This is a genomic window from Vibrio sp. 1-2 (7-a), assembly GCF_013048515.1.
Classification (GTDB): Bacteria; Pseudomonadota; Gammaproteobacteria; order Enterobacterales; family Vibrionaceae; genus Vibrio; species Vibrio diabolicus.
Map to the genome: position 1 here is coordinate 223621 of NZ_VHSQ01000005.1, position 21221 is coordinate 244841.

Consider the following 21221-nt stretch of genomic DNA (forward strand, 5'->3'; position numbering starts at 1 on the left):
GTATATAAGCTTTCCGGGCTGTTGCTCTATGATTGCTCCAATTTCGGCTGGTAATGCAAAATCACCATCGAAGTAGGTGATAGCAAAACCTCGCCTTCAGCATGCCCTGGGTTAAGGTTACGTACGTTTGTGTCGCAGATCGTTACCCATTCTTGCTTTCGCTCATTGGGGAGCTTAAAGCGCGCTGTAGCGTTAGTTTGGTTGATGAGATAGACCAGCTCTTGTCCTTCTTTACCGATGCCAAGGTGAAGTGCGACAGAACTTAAACGGTTCCAATCATCATGCTCCATTAAGCGACCGTCTGTTCGGCGCCAGAAAATGCGGTTGTTATTGCGGTTTTCGCCACTGAAAGCTCGGATAAATGGCACCATGTATTGATTTCGGTTGGCGACCATTTGTGACATCCACGTTTTGAAATGTTGCTTACGCTCCGTTTCTCCCCAGTTAAGCCAACTGGTTTCGTTATCTTGGCAATAGGCATTATTGTTACCGCCTTGGCTGTGAGACAGCACGTCAGCAGTGAGGATGTGTGGGATTCCAAAAGCAAACAGCAAGCTGGCAATAAGGTTGCGTTTTTGCTTCTCACGTGTGGCGATGATCATCAGATTTTCTGTCTCGCCTTCGACACCGTAGTTTTCTGAGCGATTGTCACCGTGGCCGTCGCGATTTTCTTCGCCATTAGCTTCATTGTGTTTGTGCTTGTAAGACACTAAATCTTGCAGTGTGAAGCCATCGTGATACGTGATGTAATTCACCGTGAGTTTGTATGGCCAATTCGCTGCACTATAAATATCACGAGAGCCCATTAATCGAGTGGCAAACTCTTTTAAATAGCCTTGATCACCGCGCCAAAAACTGCGGGAAATATCACGCAGTTTGTCATTACACTCGTTCCAACCAAATGGAAAGTTACCCACTTGGTAGCCATTTGGACCAATATCCCAAGGTTCGGCAATCAATTTGGTTTCACGCAAAATAGGGTCTTGCGCTACGGCTTTAAAGAAAGCTGCTTCTGGGTTGTAATCATCGCCCTGTCGACCTAACGTTGCAGCCAAGTCAAAACGGAAGCCATCGACTTTAAATTCGCTAACCCAGTAGCGCAATGTATCCATCACAAGGTTTAAAGCGGGTTGATAGGTGAGATCGACCGTGTTGCCACAACCAGTGTAATTTGCGAAGTGGTTGCCATGTTTGATGTAAAAACGGGAATCGAGCGCTTTCAGGTTGAAAATTGTAGGCCCTTCCCCCCCCTCTGCGGTGTGGTTGTAAACTACGTCGAGAATCACTTCGATGCCGTTTTTGTGCAGTTCTCGAATCGTTGTTTTGAGCTCTGTGACGGCGTCTTTTTCTGCATAGCGCGGATCGGGCACCATAAAGAGATAAGGGTTGTATCCCCAATAATTGACCTTTTCCATCTCTAGTAGGTGAGGCTCATGCATGCATGCTGCGACAGGTAGCAATTGCAGCGTGTTGATGTTTTGCTGTTTGTAAAAGGCCAGCATTTCAGGTGATGCAAGACCTAAATAGCGCCCCTTCAGCTTGTCCTCAACCTCAGGGTGGCGTTGGGTAAGCCCTTTGACGTGCGTCTCAAACAACACCATCTCTTCTCTGGGTATACGCGGGTGATCCGTGTTTTGCCAGTCAAAATCATCTTCGATAACGACGCACTTCGGCATATCGAAACTTTTGGCTGGAGAGTAGGGAGGATGATAGTGGAGGGCTTTATCAATTGACTTTGCGTAAGGGTCAGAAATTAATAGTGGCTCGTCCTTGTGGGAGACAAGATAACCGTATTTTTGCCCTGGCTTAATATCTGGAATAAAAGTATGACGTATGCCAGCGTATTCATTCGGTAAATCATGAAGCGCGTAACTGCCATCGTCTGCAAACAGGGCGAGTTTTATGTCTTTATTCCCTGGTGCGTGAATAGAGAAGTTACAACCTTCTTTATTTACAGTTGCACCCAAGGGGTATGGGCGAGAGAGAAGTCGTGTCATCGGAGATACTTTATTTAATATTTATTGCTACCTTTAGGAAACTATAAGTTAAAAACTTTGTCTTACTAAGGTCAACCACCCTAAATATAAAAATATTCATGTAATTTAATTACTTTATGTGACGGCTTAGAGTCAAAAATATGAAATGGCTATCACTTTGTAGCGGCTCAAAACCGAATAAACTTACTAATTCCTCCCTAGATTGGTGATCTGACTCGAAAAAACACCATTCGGTAAATTTTCTACTCCCTTCTCATCCCCCCTAAATTAGTTTGGGGCGGAGGAAGTCATCCTTGTACGCCTCGGGTAATCTCATAACTGTTGAAACAAACGGGGATTCGTTCCCATCTTACCTCTCTTTCTTTAGGTGTGTTTTTACTGCCTATATTCACCTAAAAGAGTGAGCAGGGAAGACAGAATTATAAATACCCTTAATGGAGTTAAGAATGAAAAAAGTAAGTGCAATTGCTGCTGCTGTGGCTGCAACTTTAGCTGCTGGTTCTGCGTTCGCAGTGGATTTCCACGGTTACATGCGTGCTGGCGTTGGCGTGAACGCTGACGGTGGTCAACAATTAACATTCGAAAAGAACAAGATCGGTCGTCTAGGTAATGAAAGCGATATCTACGGCGAGATTCAACTAGGTAAAGAAGTTTACAACAACAACGGCAAAACGTTCTACGTAGACTCTATGGTTGCAATGACTTCTAATGGTTCAAACGACTGGGAAAGCACTTCTGCTAACTGTGGTTTGGATAACGGCGAAGTGAAATGTGTTGACGATGCACAATTCGCACTACGTCAATTCAACGTTCAAGCTAAAGGCCTACTAAACTTTGCTCCAGAAGCAACACTTTGGGCTGGTAAGCGCTACTACCAACGTCACGACATTCATATCTCTGACTTCTACTACTGGAACATCTCTGGCGCGGGCGCTGGTGTTGAAGGTATCGAAGCTGGTCCAGGTAAAGTTTCTTTCGCTTGGGTTCGTAACGACCGTGGCGATATCGCAGATCCAGGTAACGATGGCGGCGATACAAACGTTAACACTCTAGACGTACGTTATGCAGGTCTTCCTCTATGGGACAACGGTTCTCTAGAAATGGGCTTGAACTACGCAATCCTTAACGAAACTGACGCTGCGCCAAACGGCACTAAAGATGCGAAAAACGGCGTAATGTTCACAGCAGAATTGACTCAAGGTCTAGACGCTGGTTTCAACAAAACAGTGCTTCAGTACGGTACTGAAGGCTACTCAAAAACAATGGCATTCTACGGCGACGGTAGCTGGTACGGCGCAGAAGCTGACAACGGTGCATCTGGTTACCGCCTAATCAACTGGGGTGTAATCGGCATGGGTGACAGCTGGGAAATGGGTCACCAGTTAGTGTACGGTGTTGGTGAAGACATGTGGGCTGGCCAAGACAAGTGGGAAACAATGTCTGTTGTAGTTCGTCCAATGTACAAATGGGATGACAACCACAAAACTATCTTCGAAGCTGGTTACGCTATCGACGATAACGACGGCGACGAAAACAAATACGGTAAGCTAACTGTTGCTCAAGCATGGTCTGCTGGCTCTAGCTTCTGGGCTCGTCCTGAAATCCGTGTTTACGCTTCTTACCTAACGGCTGACAAAGAAGACAACTCAAACACATTTGACAACGGTCGTTCAGACGATACGTTCCAATTCGGTGTACAAGCTGAAGCTTGGTGGTAATCATCTAACCACTAAGTCCTAAATTGTCCTAGAATGATACAGCCAGAACTTATCTGGCTGTATTTATTTAAAAAACAATAAAGAGTCGAGGTAGACAGTAATGAAAAAATGGCTTGCTCCCGTACTGCTGGGCATGTTGGCTACTGGTTGTGCGTCTGTAGAACAAGTAGAGATGAGTCCAAAAGGTCAGCAACAAGTGATCACGCAATCGGGTGATATTCAATGGGTACCGCTTAACGTGCCTGTGGTTACTGAATTCGCTTTGACTGATAAAAGCCAAATGTTGTTGGATGGTAACAGTGCTGGCGCTATTGCAGCGTTTGCTCTTCCAGGTAACCGTGGCAGTCTCGATATCAAATTAGAGACATTCGTAAGTAAAGAACTTCAATTTTATGCTCCTAATGTCGCAGTGATGAACTCGGCAGGAGAAACCATTTACCAAGCAGATTTTTCAAAGTTTAAGTATGAACCAGCAAAACTGTTGGACAACGATAAATTCGTACTTGATCTCAATGTGATTCCAGACATGACAGGTAACGATCTGCATGTGTTGGTTTACACGACTTCCGCCGATCTAAAAGGAAGTACACAAGTTTTACACCCTGCAAAAGCCTTCGCCATGGCGCGTCACACTCAGCCGCCAGATATTGCAGACCCTCTAGCGAAACATAGCCCACTCGGTCAGTTCCGCTTTTCGGTATCCGCGAATGATATTGTGAATACTAAGATTGTTGCGAAAAACGATAACATTCCCCAAGGTACGGACCTTACTAGCTACTACTACAGCTCAATTGAAGCGGCAGTCGCAGCGAACGATATTCCGAAAGCGCTCACTTTGCTTGATGAAGCAAAAGAACTGGGTATCGAAGGTGCGCAACAAGTGTTTGTGAAAGCCGTAAATAAAAAATAATCGAATATAAAAGGCCAGCAAAATGCTGGCCTTTTTTTCATAGAATATAAACCAATAAAAATACCCCTACATAGAGTTATCTTATTCACATAATTATTTTTATTGTTTTGTTTTTTATATTGGTTAGATCAATAATTATTGACAGTTCCTAACTTATTTTTTGTAATTAGGAAATAAATAAACTTCTCGAAGTAATTTAAATTCGCAATCCGACGATATTTATTTAGCGTTTGATATTTCCATTTTAATAACGATTAATATTTCTTTTAACCGTTGAGTTTATTTTGCTTTGGATATACTAAAAAGGAATTACGTGAAATGAACATGATGAAGACCTCTCTTGCTGCTGCCCTACTTGTTGCCTTAGTAGGTTGTCAATCGACGGCAGAACCAGAAGCGGCCGCAGAGCCTGTTGTTAATATGTCTCAAGACGAAGTAGTTGCTTTCATGAAAGCGTGTGACAACCCAGATAGCACAGCGAAAGGACCTATTTCTAAACCACTATTTGTGGTGGGTACGTTTGCGGATTCCGATTGGAAACACGTGCCTCAGCGTCAATACACCTACAAAGGGAATAATTTCTACCAAGCCGTGGTTCAAGAAAAAGTAGGCTCCTACAAAATGCAGTATGCGACCGAGTTGTGGTTCCCACAATTTACCGCAAAAGGTAATAGAATGAACGTTGGTGAATTAACACCATTAACATTTGGTGGTTACGGTACGGATACTTCGGTTGATATTAAAGAAGATGGTAAATATGTATGGAGTCTTCAGTTTGAAGGAAAAAGCAAACCTGTTCATGTCATGGTAAATAAGTGCCAATAATATTCAATTCAATTATTTAAAATCTATTTTTATTTATTAACCCCTGCATGAAACACATGTCGGGGTTAATTTTATTACTCAAATTTCCGTAGTTTATTTGAGTAAGTTAGGGAGAATAAAATGCGTAATATCCTACGTAACCATCGCCTGTCTCGATCGTTGCTTGCGTTAAGTGTGATTGGTGCTTTATCTGCGTGTAATTCTTCTGGTGGTGGCGACACTAATAGCAGCACTCCGCTACCGGATACCAGTTATGCTTGCCAAGCCAATGTCATGGCGCAAAGTAACCAACTTCGTACTTATCAAATCATGGTAGAGAGTTTTGTGGATGGTGATGCGAGCATTGGTCACGGTACAGGTTATGGCACCAGCCATCATAACGGCGATTTGCAAGGAGTGATTGATTCACTCGATTACATCCAAGATTTAGGGATGAACGCGATTTGGTTGACGCCAGTTTTTGAATCGGAAGCGATAGCGGGCCAAGAACACTGGGCCGATCGTCTGGATGCCACGGGCTACTTTGCAACGGATTACTTCACCATTGATCCACGTTTTGGTGATTTAGAAACGGCGAGAACCTTGGTCGAGGAAGCACACAAACGCGGCTTATACGTGTTTTTTGATGGTGTATTTGGTCATCACAAAGATGGTTTGATCAAACCATCTCCCTCCGGTTTGTTGCCATCGGGATCGAGCAATCCCGTTGATTACCCGGCCAGTCTCGATTTCTACAAAGAAGTGGCAACGTATTGGATCAAAGAACTGAAGATTGACGGCTGGCGTTTAGATCAAGCCTATCAAGTTCCGACAGACGCTTGGACACAACTTCGTAAAGCCGTCGATGAAGCCTCACAAAGTGTGACGTACACCAATAGCAAAGGCGAACAAGTGAATCCGTTGGGTTACATGGTGGCAGAGATTTGGAAAGGGGAGTCTGAGATCGCGAATGAGGCGTATGGATCGAACAGCGATCCAGCATTGTGCTCTGCGTTTGACTTCCCTATGCGATATCGCATCGTTGAAACTTTGGCCGTGAATGAGAGCGGCGTGGGGGGGCGCGGTGCGGATTGGTTAGACAATGGCTACAGCACACACAACCAATATCCAACACATGCGCAGCCGAATTTGATGATCGGCAACCATGATTTAGTGCGCTTTGGTGACTTGTTACAGCGCGGAAATTTAGCGGATGTGAATGATGTAGAATATTGGTTACGCCATAAAGCCGCATTTGCTTTCCAAGCGGCGTACACCGGGCCAATCACGTTGTACTACGGTGATGAAATCGGGGACCAAGTGGATGGTTTTGCCGCAAAAGAAGACAACAGCACCTGTGCCATTCAAGGTTTGTGCGATGATCACGTTGCGCGCAGCAGTGCGAAAATTGAAGGCGTGACGGCGACGCTTGATGCAAACCAAGCCGATCTCAAATCTTATGTGACATCGCTGATGACAATGCGCGATGCGCATCCTGCACTTTATCAGGGGTCACGCACGAATTTAGTTGCGAGTAACGGCAGTTATGTGGACTTGAAACAATCTGGTTCGGACAAAGTCTTGTTTGCGCTAAATACCTTAGAGAGCGCTAGAAGCGTCACTCTTACTCAGGAGAGTGTTGGTACTGGTGAGTTGGTGGATTTGCTCACGAATGAAAAAATTACTCCGAGCAATGGTCAATATCAGATTCTGATGTCGCCACTACAAGGACGATTCTTTGCGGTAAAACCTTAAGGAATTATCCAGAATTGATGCTCACCAGTTGAGCTGACCACAAGCTTTCTTATAAACAAGCCAAGTGTTGTTGCTGACCCCCATAGGCGCACACTTGGCTTTTTTCTGTCTGTTTTACTTTTCCCTTAATGGTTTTACGACGATGTAGCCAACAAGTTGCTTCGCTTTTTGTATTGGCGTTTGTTTTCAGCAGATGGATATTTGTGAGATAAGCTGCACATTAAAAAGTAAATTAACACTTGTGCAACGTAAAAATGTGACTGAAGGATTATTTATGCCCCACTAATATGTTTATCGTGTCTGGGATTTATATAACTAATGGAAAAGTATAATGAAATCCATAACGAACTCCCTCTGTCTCCTTGCTGCTGTTAGCTCTCCGTTTGCATATAGCCAAATTATCAACGGTGACTTTGAACAGTGGAATGGCAATGTACCTACGCAGTGGTCAGTGATTGACGCTGGCATCGCGGTGTCGCCAAGCAGCGAACAAATCAAATCGGGCGGCCTGGCTGCTCAAGTCGTCGTGAATACAGGTACCCAAAGCAACACTGACCTTTTGCAAACCATTAATGTGGAGCAAGGGAAAACCTATCCGTTTTCTGTCTCGGTTTATCACACCGAAGGAAATGTAAAAGCACGTCTGGTGGTTGATGGTTATCACAATTACTCAGATCCGCAGCAGGTAAACCAGTGGCAAGAGCTGGCGCATAACTATACTGCGAGTTCGAACAAGACCATCAATGTCGGGTTGCGTTTTTATGATGAGGCCGGGTTTGATGGCTCAGAAGTTGTCTACGTCGATAATTTTCAACCGACCGAGACAAGTACACAACCTCCTGTAGAAAATTGTAGCGATCATGAAGTGGTTCTTACACTCACGACGGACAACTATGGCTCAGAAACTAGCTGGGAGTTGAAAAATAGCCAAGCGCAAGTGCTTTTCTCTGGTCAGGGGTATGAGTCGTCAACCACTATTGAAAAGACCATGTGTTTAGCCGATGGTAACTACCAATTTACGATTCAAGACAGCTATGGCGACGGCATTTGCTGTGGCAATGGTTCGGGGTCTTACGCGTTGAAGGTGGGGGATAATACACTTGCCTCTGGCGCTGAATTTGCGAAAAGCGAAACCACTGACTTTACGTTAGGTGACTCAACCACGACCCCACCAGTAGTTGATGGTTACTACCAAGCGGCGTCTGGCAAGACGGGCTACGCTCTAAAAACAGCGCTGTTTAACATCATCAACAACCACACTAGCCGAGGTTATTCTGCGGTGTGGACCTTGGTAAAAGATGCTGATATTGATCGCTATTACGAAAATGATGGCTCTATTCTCGATATGTATTCAGAGAAACCTGCGGGCAGTGATGCTATCAGCTTCACGAAAGTGACAGACCAATGTGGTCAATATAGCCAAGAAGGGGATTGCTACAACCGTGAACACTCGTTCCCGAAAAGCTGGTTTGGCGGCAAAGTTGAGCCGATGAACTCAGATGGTCACCATTTGTTTGCGACCGATGGCTATGTGAATGCGAAGCGCAGTAACTGGCCATTTGGTGAAGTTGCCACCGCGACGTACGTGTCTAGTAATGGTTCTAAACTTGGTCAAGCAAGTACTAGCCTAGGTTATTCCGGTACGGTGTTTGAGCCGATCGATGAGTTCAAAGGCGACTTTGCTCGTGCCTATTTCTACATGGCAACCCGCTATGAAAATGTTGTAGGTAACTGGGAAGGTAACTCAAGTAATGCGGATGCTGTCCTTGATGGTTCAAGTTCAACGGTTTTTGAACCTTGGATGTTAAACATGCTGAAACGTTGGCACAAAAATGATCCCGTTAGTGAAAAAGAACAAAACCGCAATCAACAAGTGTTTGAGTTTCAGGGCAATCGTAATCCATTCATTGATCACCCTGAGTTTGTTGAACAGATTTGGGGAAACTAACACCTTCTTGATTTTGGTATCCACCATTTAGTGACGCCAACAAAACAAAGGGGAAGCGTGATGCTTCCCCTTTTTCATTACGGATGTTTTTAAATGAAACTAGTTTTTCGTTACCGTCACGATTGGCGCCGACTTGTCAGCCGCGTTGAAGTGGAAGTTGTAATTTCCTGCTTCTGCAATCGCAATTTTGAGGTTTGCACTACCGCCACCGACTTCCATCGTTAGCGCTTTACCAAGCTCAACACTGCCTTCGCCACCGAAGTTGGTGTCTGCTGCCCAGTCTGCGCTCGCAACTTTCATCTCGTAGTTGCCCGCCGCTAGGTCAATGTCTAGCGAGTAAACGTCATTTGCTACATAGCTGAACTTCGCAGTGGAGTCTTGCGCTGGAGTATCCCATGTGGTGATAGTGCCACGTAGGTAAAGTGCTGTTTCACCGAACGTTGGTGCATCTGCTGACTTCGTCACTGAAACGACAGGTTTTTCTACGCTTTCATCTTGAACATGTAACGCGTTCAGAGTGAAGTTGTACTTACCAGTTTCAGCGACAGACAACGTACAGTTTCCCGCAGAGCCTAAGTCTAGTGAGCCAGAAGCCAAATCCGCAGCATCACAACCGATGTTTGGATTTGCCCATCCTGAATCCGCAAATTTGAACTCGTGTTCACCAGCTTCAAGCACGCCAGTTACAGAGTACATGCCATTGCCAATAAAGGTCATCGCCCAGTCACTGCTATCTGACCACTCGTTCATGGTGCCTTTGACGTAAACCACAGTTTCGCCGTAAGGAGGAATGCTCGATACGTCTTTATTGTCCGTGTTTACTGATAGGCCTGCACCTTGCGCGCCGTCTTGTGGCTGTACGAATACCGCTGTTGTCAGTGCTGGTACTGTGAACGTTTCATTGGCGAAGCTTGCACCTTTCACGATGTCATCCGCAGAGTTGTGTTGAACTTCATGCAGCTCGAAACCAGTTGCGCCAGCAACTTTGAAAGATTTCTCAGTTGATGTTGAGTTCACAACGGCCACGATCGCATCGTAGTTCGAATCCAAATCGGCACCTGCTGATGTGCCATCGTCGATAGACATCACAATCAAGCCTTCTACTTGGTCTTGGCCCACGTTGCGGAAATCAACACGATTCATCACTTCTTGCGCGGTGTCTAAGCGGAACAGTTCGCTTGTACTGCGGATTTTTAGTAGCTCTAGGAATTGTTGCTTCGTCAGCTCGATGTCCGTTGAGTCTGGTTTCGCCGTGCTGTCACCGACGATGGTTTTGATCAACTCCCAGTTTGCACCGTCTTTGTCTTCACGTGGTAGACCAACGTTCCAGTTATTGTCGCTTCCATCGAAGAATACACGGTTGAACCAGTCACCAGAATCGTACGAGTCACGCTGCATTGACTTAGAGCGCAATAGCTCAGAACCCATGTGAATGAACGGAATACCTTGACCTAGCATCACCGTTGATAGTGATACAGACTGCATTCGTGCTCGCTCAGCAGATGAAGTACCTGTCGCAATCTTGTAAGCGTTGTTGTCCCACAGCGTTTGGTTATCGTGCTTAGACACGTAGGAAATGTTCTCTGATGGCACTTTTGTGTAGCCTGCTGGAGCACCATTGTAATCAACATTCTTACCAAGTTTGGTTTCGCCTTTGTAATCCAGAAGGACGTAGTCAGCTAAGTTGCCAGCCATACCTAGACGGACCAGATCTTGGTTGTGTAGGCGGCCATTCACAGATTCTGCATCAGTTTTAGTTTCTTCGTTCGGGTAAGCGGCGTTACCAAAGCCTTGGTTGAAGCGAAGTGGGTGCTTACCTTCAGAATCTACACCGCCATCAAAAGGGCTTCCGCCACGAACTGCGTCACGCAGACGATCAGAGAAAGTACCGATTTCTGTCCCCGCCATGTTGACTTGTGTCGCTTGATCGAAGCGAGCGTTTTGCGCAACTTCACCGAAGTCCCAGCCTTCGCCGTAGAACAAAGTATTCGGATCAATTTCACGGACTTTTTCAAGTGCGTAGACCATGACATCTTTCGGCTGGTGGCCCATAAGGTCAAAACGGAAACCATCGACTTTATAGTCATCCGCCCACACCATCAATGAGTCAACCATCAGTTTACCCATCATTAGGTTTTCGGTGGCGGTGTTATCACAACAGGTTGAGTTTTCTACGCCGCCAGTGTTGACGTTTAGGCGGTGGTAGTACCCAGGGACAATTTTATCCAGTACTGATTTTTCGTTCACACCAGATGCATTTGTGTGGTTGTACACGACGTCCATGACCAGTTTCAGATCCATTTTATGCGTCGCTTGAACCATTTCGCGGAACTCAAGAATACGCTTAGACCCGTTAGGATCGGTCGCATAACTGCCTTCTGGCACGGTGTAGTGGTAAGGGTCGTAACCCCAGTTGAAGCTGTCTAGCATGCGAAGATCGTTCATCAACGCTTGTGCTTTGCCCGTTGTTGGGTCGTAGCTATTTAATACCTCTTCAATCACTTTGCCGTCATCTTCGGTCTCACAAATGGAGGCTTCTGGCTTGATGCCACAAAGTTTACCCACGGTGTCGGTGATATCGACTCGCTTGTCAGCGTCTTCATCCACGGTTGCAATATCAAATGCTGGCAGGATATGTAGCGTTGTTAGGCCAGCATCTTTCAGAGCTTGTAAGTGAGATACAGACTCACGCTCAGGTTCTGTAAGCGCCAGATATTTGCCATCAAGACTTGGTGTGCCTTTACTGTCGTTAAAACTGAAATCACGAATATGTGACTCGTAAAGGACGTGGTCTTCGTCTTTTTTAACCGTTGGGCGTGCGTAGTTTTTCCAATCTTGAGGCATTAAGCTTGGATCATCTAAATCAACCACTTGCGAGTATCGTGAGTTCTTAGACAAGCTCATTGAATATGGGTCTGTTACCAAACGCGTTTCAACGACGCCAGTTGTTGGGTGGTATACCTTAACTTGGTAGCGATAGTATTTGTTAACGACGTTGCTTTGTGCCTCAGAAACCCAGATACCTGTTGCTGGGTCTTCCGTCATGGCAACGGTCGCTTCTTCTGCTAAGTTTTCATCGTAGATTATCAGATCAACATCTTGGGCAGTTGGTGCCCATAGTTTGAAGGTTGCGGCACCGCCTTCCACAATCGCGCCGAGTTCTTGACCAATCGCGTTACCTGCCTTGGAATCGGCAAACACCGCATCCAAAACGCCCGGCTTTTGCACTTCAGTTGCAGAAATGACGTCACCATTTGCGTTGTAAGCTACCATAACGATTTGTGACTTCAGGATCGTGCGTAGGGTTGCGTCATCGACATCAATGCCTGCAGCTTGGAGGCTAGCAAGGTGACGGAAGCGTGATTTCAGGCCATCAGATAAATCACCTGCTTTCGTCAACTCAACCGCTGTGCCACCGGAGATTTGCTTGTCTTCATCCATTTTAATGTCATTGCTAAGGCTGTAGAACAGCTTCATGGAATCCGCATTGGCCGCCGCTTCCCACGCGATGGTGTTGGCATCTAGCCAATGCGCTTTTTGACCATCAATATCAACAGGGCGTTCTTCGATTGGCTCGTAGTAAAGTTCACTGCTGCCGTGGAAGCCAAACAACCCTTTGGATTCGCCGATTTTCGTCAGCTCTACTTTTGAGTTTGCACTGCCGAATGCTTTCTCATCACCTTTGTGCAGAATGAAGTTCATGCATTCGTGTGGGTCAGAGGCATCTGGGTTCACTTTCAGTACGTAGTAAGCACCGTAGGTGTCGTTGATGCCATCGAATGGATGCGGTGCCGACCAATCCGTTCCTGTGCCAGGAATGCCCATTGCGTCTAAATCTGTGCTGGTACAGCCTTCACCGTTCCACAGGTGCAAGCCCCAACCTTCGTAGTCGCTGGCCGTTGAAGCGGACGCCACATCGCGTTTGTAATAAATGACGACCTCGTTCTCTCCCGCAGGGTACAAGCCTGAGCCCGGGTTCGTCGTATCTTCGTTCGTGCTATCACTACCACAACCGCTGATGACTGCGACGGAAATCAAAGGCAGTACGGTTTTGGCAATTGTTGATAATTTAAATGTCTTATTGTCCACGTTTACAAATCCATTGTTATTGAATTGATATTGAGCTGCGCGCTGCCTTCGCTGACTCAGTCATCAAGAAGGTTTCGCACACGCTAGAAAGGCAGATGCCGAAAAAGGAAATGTTCAACTAGATGCTAATACACTGAATCATCAGCAAAATGTGAGAGCAGGCAGTTAAGTTTTTTACAAGTGAAAATTTTCTATCACAGTCGATTTTGTTCACAAATTAAATAATAAAACAGACGCATAGTGAGAGCTTCTGCACATCATTAAAATGTAAATTTTTATAGGAGGAGCAAGGGGGGATGATAGGGGAGGAGAATATCTCAGCCCCAAAACCGTGACTAAGTTCTATAAAAATCACAGTGATATTTTTCAATTAAAAATAAGTTGCAGTGATATTGCATAAAATACCGCCATTAAGTCTTGGCAAGCTTCAGATTTTCGCTAAGTGGTCGTTATATAATGAAGGTAGTCGGCGTTATGTCGGCGCGTAATCTTAAGATTTCCCTGAGAGGGAGATGAATTGGGCCCTGAAACCAAAAGAGGCTATTTATGAGTAGTATGGGCATTGCCATTGCGGCAACTGGCCTTTCACTCGTCCTGATATTTGTGTGGATGATCTCGTTGTCGATGCGGAAACAGAGACTCGAGGCAGAGAGGAAAGCTCGCGAAGCCGCTTATCGAAAGGCGATGCAAAAAGCGCGAGAGCAAGAGCGTAAAGAGCGTGAGTTCAAAGCAGAAACCGGACATATTCCCACCATTTTATTTCTAGCGAAAGAAGCTGAGAAGGACAACATTCGTCAAGCGCTGTATTGGTATGATAAAGCCGCTAAGTTGGACAATGTGACGGGAATGTACGGTATTGTTCGCTTGAGTGAGCGCATGCGTGAAGATGTGATTTTAAAAGAGCAGGCAAACTTTTGGCGTACCGCCATTGCCGGAATGGAAGGGGATACCGAAGCGAAATTTGCGACAGGCAAAGCGTTGGTTTTTGGTCGCGGAACGGAAAAAAATATTCCCAAAGGTAACCAACTGATTGAAACTGCAGCCGAAGAAGGCTGCATTGATGCCATGCTTTACATGGGTGAATGGCAACTTTCACCAGACAATAGTGCAGGACGCAGTGCAGATGCGCTTTATTGGTTTATGAAAGCGGCTGAAAAAGACAGTGCGGACGGAAAGATCCAAGTTGGCTTATGTTACCTAAATGGTGTTGGTACAGAAAAAAGCATGGTCAAAGGCTGCTATTGGCTTGAAAGAGCCGCAGAAGGTGGCAGCGCCGAGGCGATGTATCATGCTGGCGAAGCGTGGAAGGACAAAGGTAAAACAGGCAATGCGATTGCTTATGTTTGGTTGTTTCTTGCTGCCAATATGGGGTATCAGCCAGCGCGTACGTTGCGTGACGAAGTGGCAACCAATATTGGTGTTGATGTCGTCGTTGGATTGCAATCCATAGCGAAACCGTTGCAAAGAAAGCTGGCGTCAGGGATGGTGAGAAAGCATTCCATTATTCGGGCGCTGAACAAGGTGTACAAACGCGAAGCGTATTTTCCTGCAGAGGAGGAACTTAACGCGGTGTTGAGTGACGAAAATAAAGACGATGCTAACGCATGGGATGAAGCATCGGCGCCGAACTTCCAGCCTGACATGACGACCGCAACGACGGAGGGACAGACAACCACATCGTCCACCGAAAAAAAGCTCTCTAAAGAGGCGCTCGATTTCACGCAGAATTTCCTTCAACCATAATTTATCTTATCCATAAGCCTCATAATTGAGGCTTTTCTTTTGCCTTTCTGTCTCAGTATCTCTGTCGATCACAATTACAGACTGTAAACTTATCTAAGCGATTTATTTACTGGATTGCATACTATTTATTCGATTTTTCAACACATTTTTAGTACTTCGCTAAGGCGGGATATGTTTATCTTCAAATAGAGGGATTTCCCTCTTTATCTACTTCTCCTGTTGGGCTCAAATCAAGTCTCTTCAATTGATAGTAATAATGATTGAAGAGCAATACTTGATGCCCAGAGTAATAGGTGAATAGTATTCATTACTTTATCTAATAATGTAAATTAAAAATTGTATTATAAATCTTAAATTGTGTTTTTATATTTAGGCATGGATTATTGATTTTATAATTAATTAGGCGCAAGATGACGTACAAAATAAAATAGCATAGATAATATGCAGAATTACACTAGGAAGTAACTTTTTCATTACATGTTTCAGCAGAAATGGAGCGAATTAGTTTTCTCTGTTTTTATTTCTATTAGAGATTTGTGTATGTTGAGAATCATTAGTGCAGATAAATTCATCTCTTCAAGATTTATCTTAGAGTACAGCAAGGCTGAGTTCGCTTCTTTATTAGGCGTTTCCGTTGCTAAGATAAGTAATATTGAAAGTGGAAAATCTTCAATCCCCCCGGTGTACGATTACGCCATTAATTATTTACTTAGTGAGCATCCTTTTAAAGATAGTGCTGTTGACGCTTTATGCTCTCACGAAACGTTAAACTTTGCTCGGCGTATTGACGTCAACACCAAAGTAAAGCGCCTGTCCTGCAAGCGCTGCGATAGCCGAAGGCTGCACGTTATGGCAGGAATGAGTGGGTTGTATTTTGTTGAGTGTATGGATTGTAAACATACCATGTACTCGTCAGGCATGTCTGTAAAGCGTTATCAACAATGGTCGAATGGTGGAGTCAAGCTAGATAGTCATTTATTCAATTAAGTTGTTTTTTCTTTATATCCAAAGTAAAGAGCCATCAATACATGTGTTGATGGCTCTTTTATTATGTGTTTAAATTTGGTTAAAAGTGGAGTATTTTAAACTGCAATAATATAATTTAACTTATTATATAGTGATGGAAATCTCAAAACTTTATTTTCTTATAATAACCTTCTTTTTAATAATGGGCGTTGTCACATAATTATTGAAGGTTCTTTCCTTTTAGGTGCGTTTCAATATCATTGAGATAGAAGCTGGAAAGTGATGAAAGTCTCTAAATTTTAATTCGATAAAATAAGTCTTTTAAATATGAAAATTTAATCACGAAATTTGTAATTTGAATTTTAAATAAATATTTCGTTTGTAATATCTGTCCTTGTCATTTTTAAAGAACAAAAAGAGATATTTCAAATGAAACGTTTAATTATAGGTGTTAGTAATTACATGCCTGAAGACTTTAGCTTATTAGCTGAATCTTTAGATGAACAATTTAATCGTCACTTACTGCCTTTAGAACAAGTTGAATTAACCGACGTTGGTGCGGCTATTATTACGTCAGCAGACATTAAAGCGGGTCTGCACAGAATGATTTCGGAAACAGGGTACGGAATTCCTGTTTTCTTAGTGACCGATGAAACTCCAGTTTCGGCAGAAGATTACGTTTGGTTAACGGGGGTTATTGATTTAGAAAGACAATCTATCGATTACTACTGCCGTCAAATTAATGAAGCCGTGACTAAATATGAGTGTCGTCTGCTCCCTCCTTTCTTCAAGCAATTAACGCACTACGTTGAGATGGGTAACTCGGCGTTTGACTGTCCAGGGCACCAAGGTGGTCAGTTCTTCAAAAAACACCCTGCTGGTAAACAATTCTACGATTTCTTTGGCGAAAACCTATTCCGTAGCGACTTGTGTAACGCGGACGTGGACTTAGGTGACTTACTGATCCACGAAGGTTCTGCACACCAAGCGCAAGCACACGCTGCAAAAGTATTTAACGCTGACAAAACTTACTTCGTACTCAACGGTACTTCTGCTTCAAATAAAGTGGTGTGTAATGCGCTAGTAACTGAAGGTGATTTGGTATTGTTCGACCGCAATAACCACAAGTCGAATCACCACGGCGCGTTAATCCAAGCGGGTGGTATGCCAGTTTATCTAGAAACAGCGCGTAACCCTTGGGGCTTCATTGGTGGTATGGATGAGCACTGTTTCGATGAAGAGTACATTCGTGCTCAAATCGCGAAAGTATCTCCAGAGCGTGCACGAGATGAGCGTCCGTTCCGCCTGGCCATCATCCAGTTGGGTACTTACGACGGTACAATTTATAACGCTCGTTACGTCATGGATAAGATTGGCCACCTTTGTGACTACATCTTGTTTGACTCGGCATGGGTAGGCTATGAGCAGTTCATCCCTATGATGAAAGATTGTTCGCCACTGCTACTGGATCTGAAACCAGAAGATGCGGGTGTGATCGTGACCCAGTCTGTTCACAAGCAACAAGCTGGTTTCTCTCAAACGTCGCAAATCCACAAAAAAGACCGCCATATCAAAGGCCAAGCTCGTTACTGCAATCACAAACGCTTTAACAACGCGTTTATGATGCACGCATCGACATCTCCTTTCTATGCGTTGTTTGCTGCATTGGATGTGAACGCGAAGATCCACGATGGTGAAGCAGGCTTACGTTTATGGAGCGACGCGGTTAAGACAGGTATCGAAGCGCGTAAAGAAATTCTCAAAAGTTGTGAGTTAATTCGTCCGTTCATTCCAAATGAAATTGAAGGTCAACCTTGGGGCAGTTACGACACTGATGTGATCGCGACCAACAAGAAGTTCTTCATGTTCGAGCCAGATGCAAACTGGCACAAGTTTGAAGGTTATGGCGAAGGTCAATACTTTGTTGACCCATGTAAATTGTTGCTAACCACGGCAGGCATTGCCGAAGACGGCAGCTACGCAGATTTCGGTATTCCGGCAACGCTATTGGCGAACTTCCTTCGAGAAAACGGCATCATCCCTGAGAAGTGTGACTTGAACTCCATCTTGTTCCTACTCACTCCTGCCGAAGATATGGGTAAGATCCGTCACCTTGTGGCTCAAATTAACCGATTCGAAAAATTCATTCGTGATGATGCACCTCTCAGTATCGTGCTACCAGGCGTCTACGAAGCGAACAAAGAGCGCTACCGTGGTTACACCATCCGTCAGCTATGTCAGGAAATGCATGACATGTACAAAGAGCTGAACGTGAAACAGCTACAAAAAGCGATGTTCCGCAGTGAATACTTCCCACAAATGGTTCACAAACCGGACGTGGCAACGCGCAAATACTTTCGCGGTGAATGCGATTACTTACCACTTAAAGAGGCCGTCGGCCGCGTAGCCGCCGAAGGTGCACTGCCTTACCCTCCAGGCATTATCTGTGTGATCACTGGTGAAATCTGGACTCAACAGGTGGTGGATTACTTCTTATCTCTAGAAGAAGGCATCAACCGATTCCCAGGCTTCGCGCCAGAAATTCAAGGTGTGTACCTTGAAGATGTCGACGGTCGCACTACCGCACATTGCTATGTCCTAAAAGATTAATCTACCCGTTCGCACCACGCTCCGGCGTCGGTGCGAACCGCTTATTCGTGGAGAATAATTTATGAGTACTGAAACTAAAAAAATGTCGGTGGTGCAGTTAACCATTCTGACGTTCATCAACATGGCTGGCTCCGGTATCATTATGCTGCCAAGTAAACTGGCGCAAGTGGGCACCATTTCTGTGTTATCTTGGCTGATCACGGCAGCGGGCTCTTTGGCGTTGGCTTATGTGTTTGCAAAATGTGGTCGCTTTAGTAAACGTGACGGCGGTATGAACGGTTACGCGTCTTACGCATTCGGTAAATCTGGTGCGTTTATGGCGGGCTGGACTTACGGTTTGTCGCTCCTTATTGCGAATATTGCGATCGCGATTACCTGTGTGGGTTACGGCTCCGCATTTTTTGAAGTGACCCTATCTCCGGTCGAAACCTGTTTGTATACCATCGCCATTCTTTGGATTTGTACTTTCGCTAACTTCGGTGGTGCGAAAATCACAGGTCAAATCGGTACCTTCACGGTATGGGGTGTGATCCTACCGGTATGTTCGCTAGGTATTGTTGGTTGGTTCTGGTTTAACCCAACCATGTACATAGAAGCTTGGAACCCACACCACCTACCATTTGGTGAAGCTGTGAGTGCTTCTATTGCCATGACACTATGGGCGTTTCTTGGTCTTGAATCGGCCTGTGCGAACTCAGAAGCGGTAGAAAACCCAGAGAAGAACGTACCAATCGCAGTATTGGGCGGTACGTTGATTGCTGCGGTGGTTTACATTGTATCGACAAACATCTGTTCTGGTATCGTTGCAAACTCTGAGCTTGCCGCTTCTACCGCACCATTCTCAACCGTATGGTCTGTGATGCTTGGCTCAGCAGCAGGTAAAGCGGTTGCTGGTATGGCGGTATTGGCTTGTGCGGGTTCTCTATTAGGTTGGCAGTTCACTATCGCGTCAGTGTTCAAATCATCTTCTGATGCGGGCTTCTTCCCTAAATTGTTCTCTCAAGTGGACAAACGTGGTACGCCAATCAAAGGTATGGTGGCCATCACGGTTATCCAATCGGTGCTGTCTTTAATGACTATTTCTCCAACGCTGAACGAGCAGTTCGAAGCGCTGGTTAACCTAGCGGTAGTAACGAACGTTATTCCTTACATTCTATGTATGGGCGCAATTTTCATCATGCAGCAAGTGGCACACGTGCCAGAGCGCGAGATGAAAACCACCAACATTATCGCTCTGATTGGTTCTCTATACAGCTTCTACGCGCTATATGGTTCCGGCTACGAAGCGATGATGTGGGGCTCAATCGTAACCTTCTTAGGCTGGAGTGCTTACGGTCTGATTGCTGCCAAGCATGAGCCTTTAGCAAATTAAAAAATAATAATGAAAGAGCCTTCCCAAACGCGGTGTGGAAGGCTCTTTGTTTTTAGGCGCTTATGCCAAGCCCAAGTCAGAACAAGGCTCTTGGGAATAAATATCCAATGATGTGAAAACTCATTTTCGACATTTGGAGGACGAAAGATGATAAGTCAACCTGTTAAAATCGGTGACGATACCGCCGTAGTCATTCCAAGCGTAATCCTGACTCAACTCGGGATAAGGGAAGGAGATACCCTAGAAATCGCACTGAATAAAGACAAAATGGAAATCAAGAAGATGGTGTTGAAAACCAGCGCTCCAACTTACTCTGAAGAAGTTAACGAGAATTGAGTTAGAGAATCTTGGTTTGTCGGATACACTACTGGTTTCGCAAAACTGGCGCTTGCCGCTGTCTTTGAACTATCGATAACAACAATAAGAGGTAAGGTACTATGCAAGGTATCCTCTCTATACAATCTCATGTTTCTTTTGGTCATGCTGGTAACAGCAGTGCCGTTTTCCCAATGCAACGCATGGGCTTCGAAGTATGGCCGATTCATACCGTTCAATTTTCTAACCACACGCAGTATCAAGAAGGCTGGACTGGGCGAGCGTTTGCGGCTGAAGACATCAGCGAGTTAGTTCGTGGTCTTGGAAACATCGGTGCATTGGAAAAATGCCAAGCGGTGTTGACGGGCTACCAAGGCAGCGCAGAGCAGTGCCTTGCTGTTGAAGAAACCGTGACGAAGGTGAAGCAAGCGAACCCGAAGGCACTTTATGTTTGCGACCCTGTGATGGGCGCGCCAGACAAAGGCTGTATTGTGGCGCCGGGTATTGCAGAAAACTTGTTAAACCGTCTGATGCCAATGGCAGATGTGATCGTGCCTAACCAGTTCGAGCTAAGCCAATTTGCAGAGATGGAAATCCACTCGTTAGACGATGCGATCACGGCATGCCAACGTGCACTAGCGAAAGGTCCAAAAGTTGTGCTAGTTAAGCACCTTTACTGCCTAGAGAATGGCAGCTTCAACATGTTACTGGCAACGCAAGAAGGCATTTACTTAGCGAAGCGCCCTCAGTTTGAGTTTGCCAAACAACCTGTGGGTGTAGGCGACCTTATTTCGGCGATCTTCACCGCTGGATTATTGAAGGGGTGGTCTCCTAAGCAAGCTTTCCAACACTGCCATGACGCGTGTTACGGGGTATTAAGCGCCACTTACCATGCAGGGGAGTGGGAGCTGCAAACTATCGCGGCACAGCAAGAGTTTGTTGAGCCAAGTAAGCATTTCTCAATTGAAGAGGTGGCTCTGGCCACCGCGTAATT

At 45.2% G+C, this 21221-nt stretch carries 13 protein-coding genes; 11 read left to right on the forward strand and 2 right to left on the reverse strand.

Annotated elements, in window-relative coordinates:
• Positions 1–26: 26 nt before the first annotated feature.
• Positions 27–1997, reverse strand: a complete 1971-nt coding sequence (glgX, locus tag FKN08_RS15620; RefSeq protein ID WP_170892487.1) for a glycogen debranching protein GlgX — start codon at positions 1995–1997, stop codon at positions 27–29.
• Between the two features lie 446 nt (positions 1998–2443).
• Between glgX and FKN08_RS15625 the strand changes: the two genes are divergently transcribed.
• The 5 genes from FKN08_RS15625 to FKN08_RS15645 all read left to right on the forward strand — a co-directional run bounded on the left by FKN08_RS15625 (position 2444) and on the right by FKN08_RS15645 (position 9132).
• Positions 2444–3715 carry a maltoporin gene (locus tag FKN08_RS15625; RefSeq protein WP_006740823.1) on the forward strand — a complete coding sequence of 424 codons (1272 nt, stop codon included), beginning with the start codon at positions 2444–2446 and terminating at the stop codon, positions 3713–3715.
• A gap of 100 nt (positions 3716–3815) precedes the next feature.
• Positions 3816–4625 carry a MalM family protein gene (locus FKN08_RS15630; RefSeq protein ID WP_170892488.1) on the forward strand — a complete coding sequence of 270 codons (810 nt, stop codon included), beginning with the start codon at positions 3816–3818 and terminating at the stop codon, positions 4623–4625.
• A gap of 318 nt (positions 4626–4943) precedes the next feature.
• Positions 4944–5450 carry a glycosidase gene (locus FKN08_RS15635; protein WP_170892489.1) on the forward strand — a complete coding sequence of 169 codons (507 nt, stop codon included), beginning with the start codon at positions 4944–4946 and terminating at the stop codon, positions 5448–5450.
• A 120-nt stretch (positions 5451–5570) separates the two neighbouring features.
• The gene (locus FKN08_RS15640) at positions 5571–7184 is read left to right on the forward strand and encodes an alpha-amylase family glycosyl hydrolase (RefSeq protein WP_033906653.1); all 1614 of its coding nucleotides are present in this window, start codon (positions 5571–5573) and stop codon (positions 7182–7184) included.
• Between the two features lie 331 nt (positions 7185–7515).
• Entirely contained in the window at positions 7516–9132 is a 1617-nt protein-coding gene (locus tag FKN08_RS15645) for an endonuclease (RefSeq protein WP_170892490.1), read from the forward strand.
• A 99-nt stretch (positions 9133–9231) separates the two neighbouring features.
• On the opposite strand, the gene pulA is transcribed toward FKN08_RS15645, so the two are convergent.
• A complete protein-coding gene (pulA, locus tag FKN08_RS15650) occupies positions 9232–13221 on the reverse strand; it encodes a pullulanase-type alpha-1,6-glucosidase (protein ID WP_170892491.1) in 3990 nt (1329 codons plus the stop codon).
• Between the two features lie 546 nt (positions 13222–13767).
• On the opposite strand from pulA, the gene FKN08_RS15655 reads away from it, so the two are divergent.
• The 6 genes from FKN08_RS15655 (at position 13768) to pdxY (ending at position 21219) form a co-directional block, all read left to right on the forward strand.
• Positions 13768–14964 carry an SEL1-like repeat protein gene (locus FKN08_RS15655; RefSeq protein WP_046875696.1) on the forward strand — a complete coding sequence of 399 codons (1197 nt, stop codon included), beginning with the start codon at positions 13768–13770 and terminating at the stop codon, positions 14962–14964.
• 540 nt (positions 14965–15504) lie between these two features.
• Positions 15505–15951: a helix-turn-helix transcriptional regulator gene (locus FKN08_RS15660; RefSeq protein WP_031780583.1), complete on the forward strand. Its 447-nt coding sequence runs from the start codon at positions 15505–15507 to the stop codon at positions 15949–15951.
• A gap of 408 nt (positions 15952–16359) precedes the next feature.
• A complete protein-coding gene (gene speF, locus FKN08_RS15665; protein WP_031780582.1) occupies positions 16360–18540 on the forward strand; it encodes an ornithine decarboxylase SpeF in 2181 nt (726 codons plus the stop codon).
• 61 nt (positions 18541–18601) lie between these two features.
• The gene (gene potE / locus FKN08_RS15670) at positions 18602–19912 is read left to right on the forward strand and encodes a putrescine-ornithine antiporter (protein WP_005396773.1); all 1311 of its coding nucleotides are present in this window, start codon (positions 18602–18604) and stop codon (positions 19910–19912) included.
• 147 nt (positions 19913–20059) lie between these two features.
• Complete coding sequence (locus FKN08_RS15675; RefSeq protein WP_005396772.1) at positions 20060–20248, forward strand: AbrB/MazE/SpoVT family DNA-binding domain-containing protein; 189 nt, start codon at positions 20060–20062, stop codon at positions 20246–20248.
• A 101-nt stretch (positions 20249–20349) separates the two neighbouring features.
• Positions 20350–21219: a pyridoxal kinase PdxY gene (pdxY, locus tag FKN08_RS15680; RefSeq protein WP_170892492.1), complete on the forward strand. Its 870-nt coding sequence runs from the start codon at positions 20350–20352 to the stop codon at positions 21217–21219.
• The last annotated feature ends 2 nt before the right edge of the window (positions 21220–21221 follow it).

What these genes read in the sequence shown, in the direction of transcription:
- glgX (WP_170892487.1), bottom strand. Translation starts at nt 1,997, where the DNA reads ATGACACGACTTCTCTCTCGCCCATACCCCTTGGGTGCAACTGTAAAT.
- FKN08_RS15625 (WP_006740823.1), top strand. Translation starts at nt 2,444, where the DNA reads ATGAAAAAAGTAAGTGCAATTGCTGCTGCTGTGGCTGCAACTTTAGCT.
- FKN08_RS15630 (WP_170892488.1), top strand. Translation starts at nt 3,816, where the DNA reads ATGAAAAAATGGCTTGCTCCCGTACTGCTGGGCATGTTGGCTACTGGT.
- FKN08_RS15635 (WP_170892489.1), top strand. Translation starts at nt 4,944, where the DNA reads ATGAACATGATGAAGACCTCTCTTGCTGCTGCCCTACTTGTTGCCTTA.
- FKN08_RS15640 (WP_033906653.1), top strand. Translation starts at nt 5,571, where the DNA reads ATGCGTAATATCCTACGTAACCATCGCCTGTCTCGATCGTTGCTTGCG.
- FKN08_RS15645 (WP_170892490.1), top strand. Translation starts at nt 7,516, where the DNA reads ATGAAATCCATAACGAACTCCCTCTGTCTCCTTGCTGCTGTTAGCTCT.
- FKN08_RS15655 (WP_046875696.1), top strand. Translation starts at nt 13,768, where the DNA reads ATGAGTAGTATGGGCATTGCCATTGCGGCAACTGGCCTTTCACTCGTC.
- FKN08_RS15660 (WP_031780583.1), top strand. Translation starts at nt 15,505, where the DNA reads ATGTTGAGAATCATTAGTGCAGATAAATTCATCTCTTCAAGATTTATC.
- speF (WP_031780582.1), top strand. Translation starts at nt 16,360, where the DNA reads ATGAAACGTTTAATTATAGGTGTTAGTAATTACATGCCTGAAGACTTT.
- potE (WP_005396773.1), top strand. Translation starts at nt 18,602, where the DNA reads ATGAGTACTGAAACTAAAAAAATGTCGGTGGTGCAGTTAACCATTCTG.
- FKN08_RS15675 (WP_005396772.1), top strand. Translation starts at nt 20,060, where the DNA reads ATGATAAGTCAACCTGTTAAAATCGGTGACGATACCGCCGTAGTCATT.
- pdxY (WP_170892492.1), top strand. Translation starts at nt 20,350, where the DNA reads ATGCAAGGTATCCTCTCTATACAATCTCATGTTTCTTTTGGTCATGCT.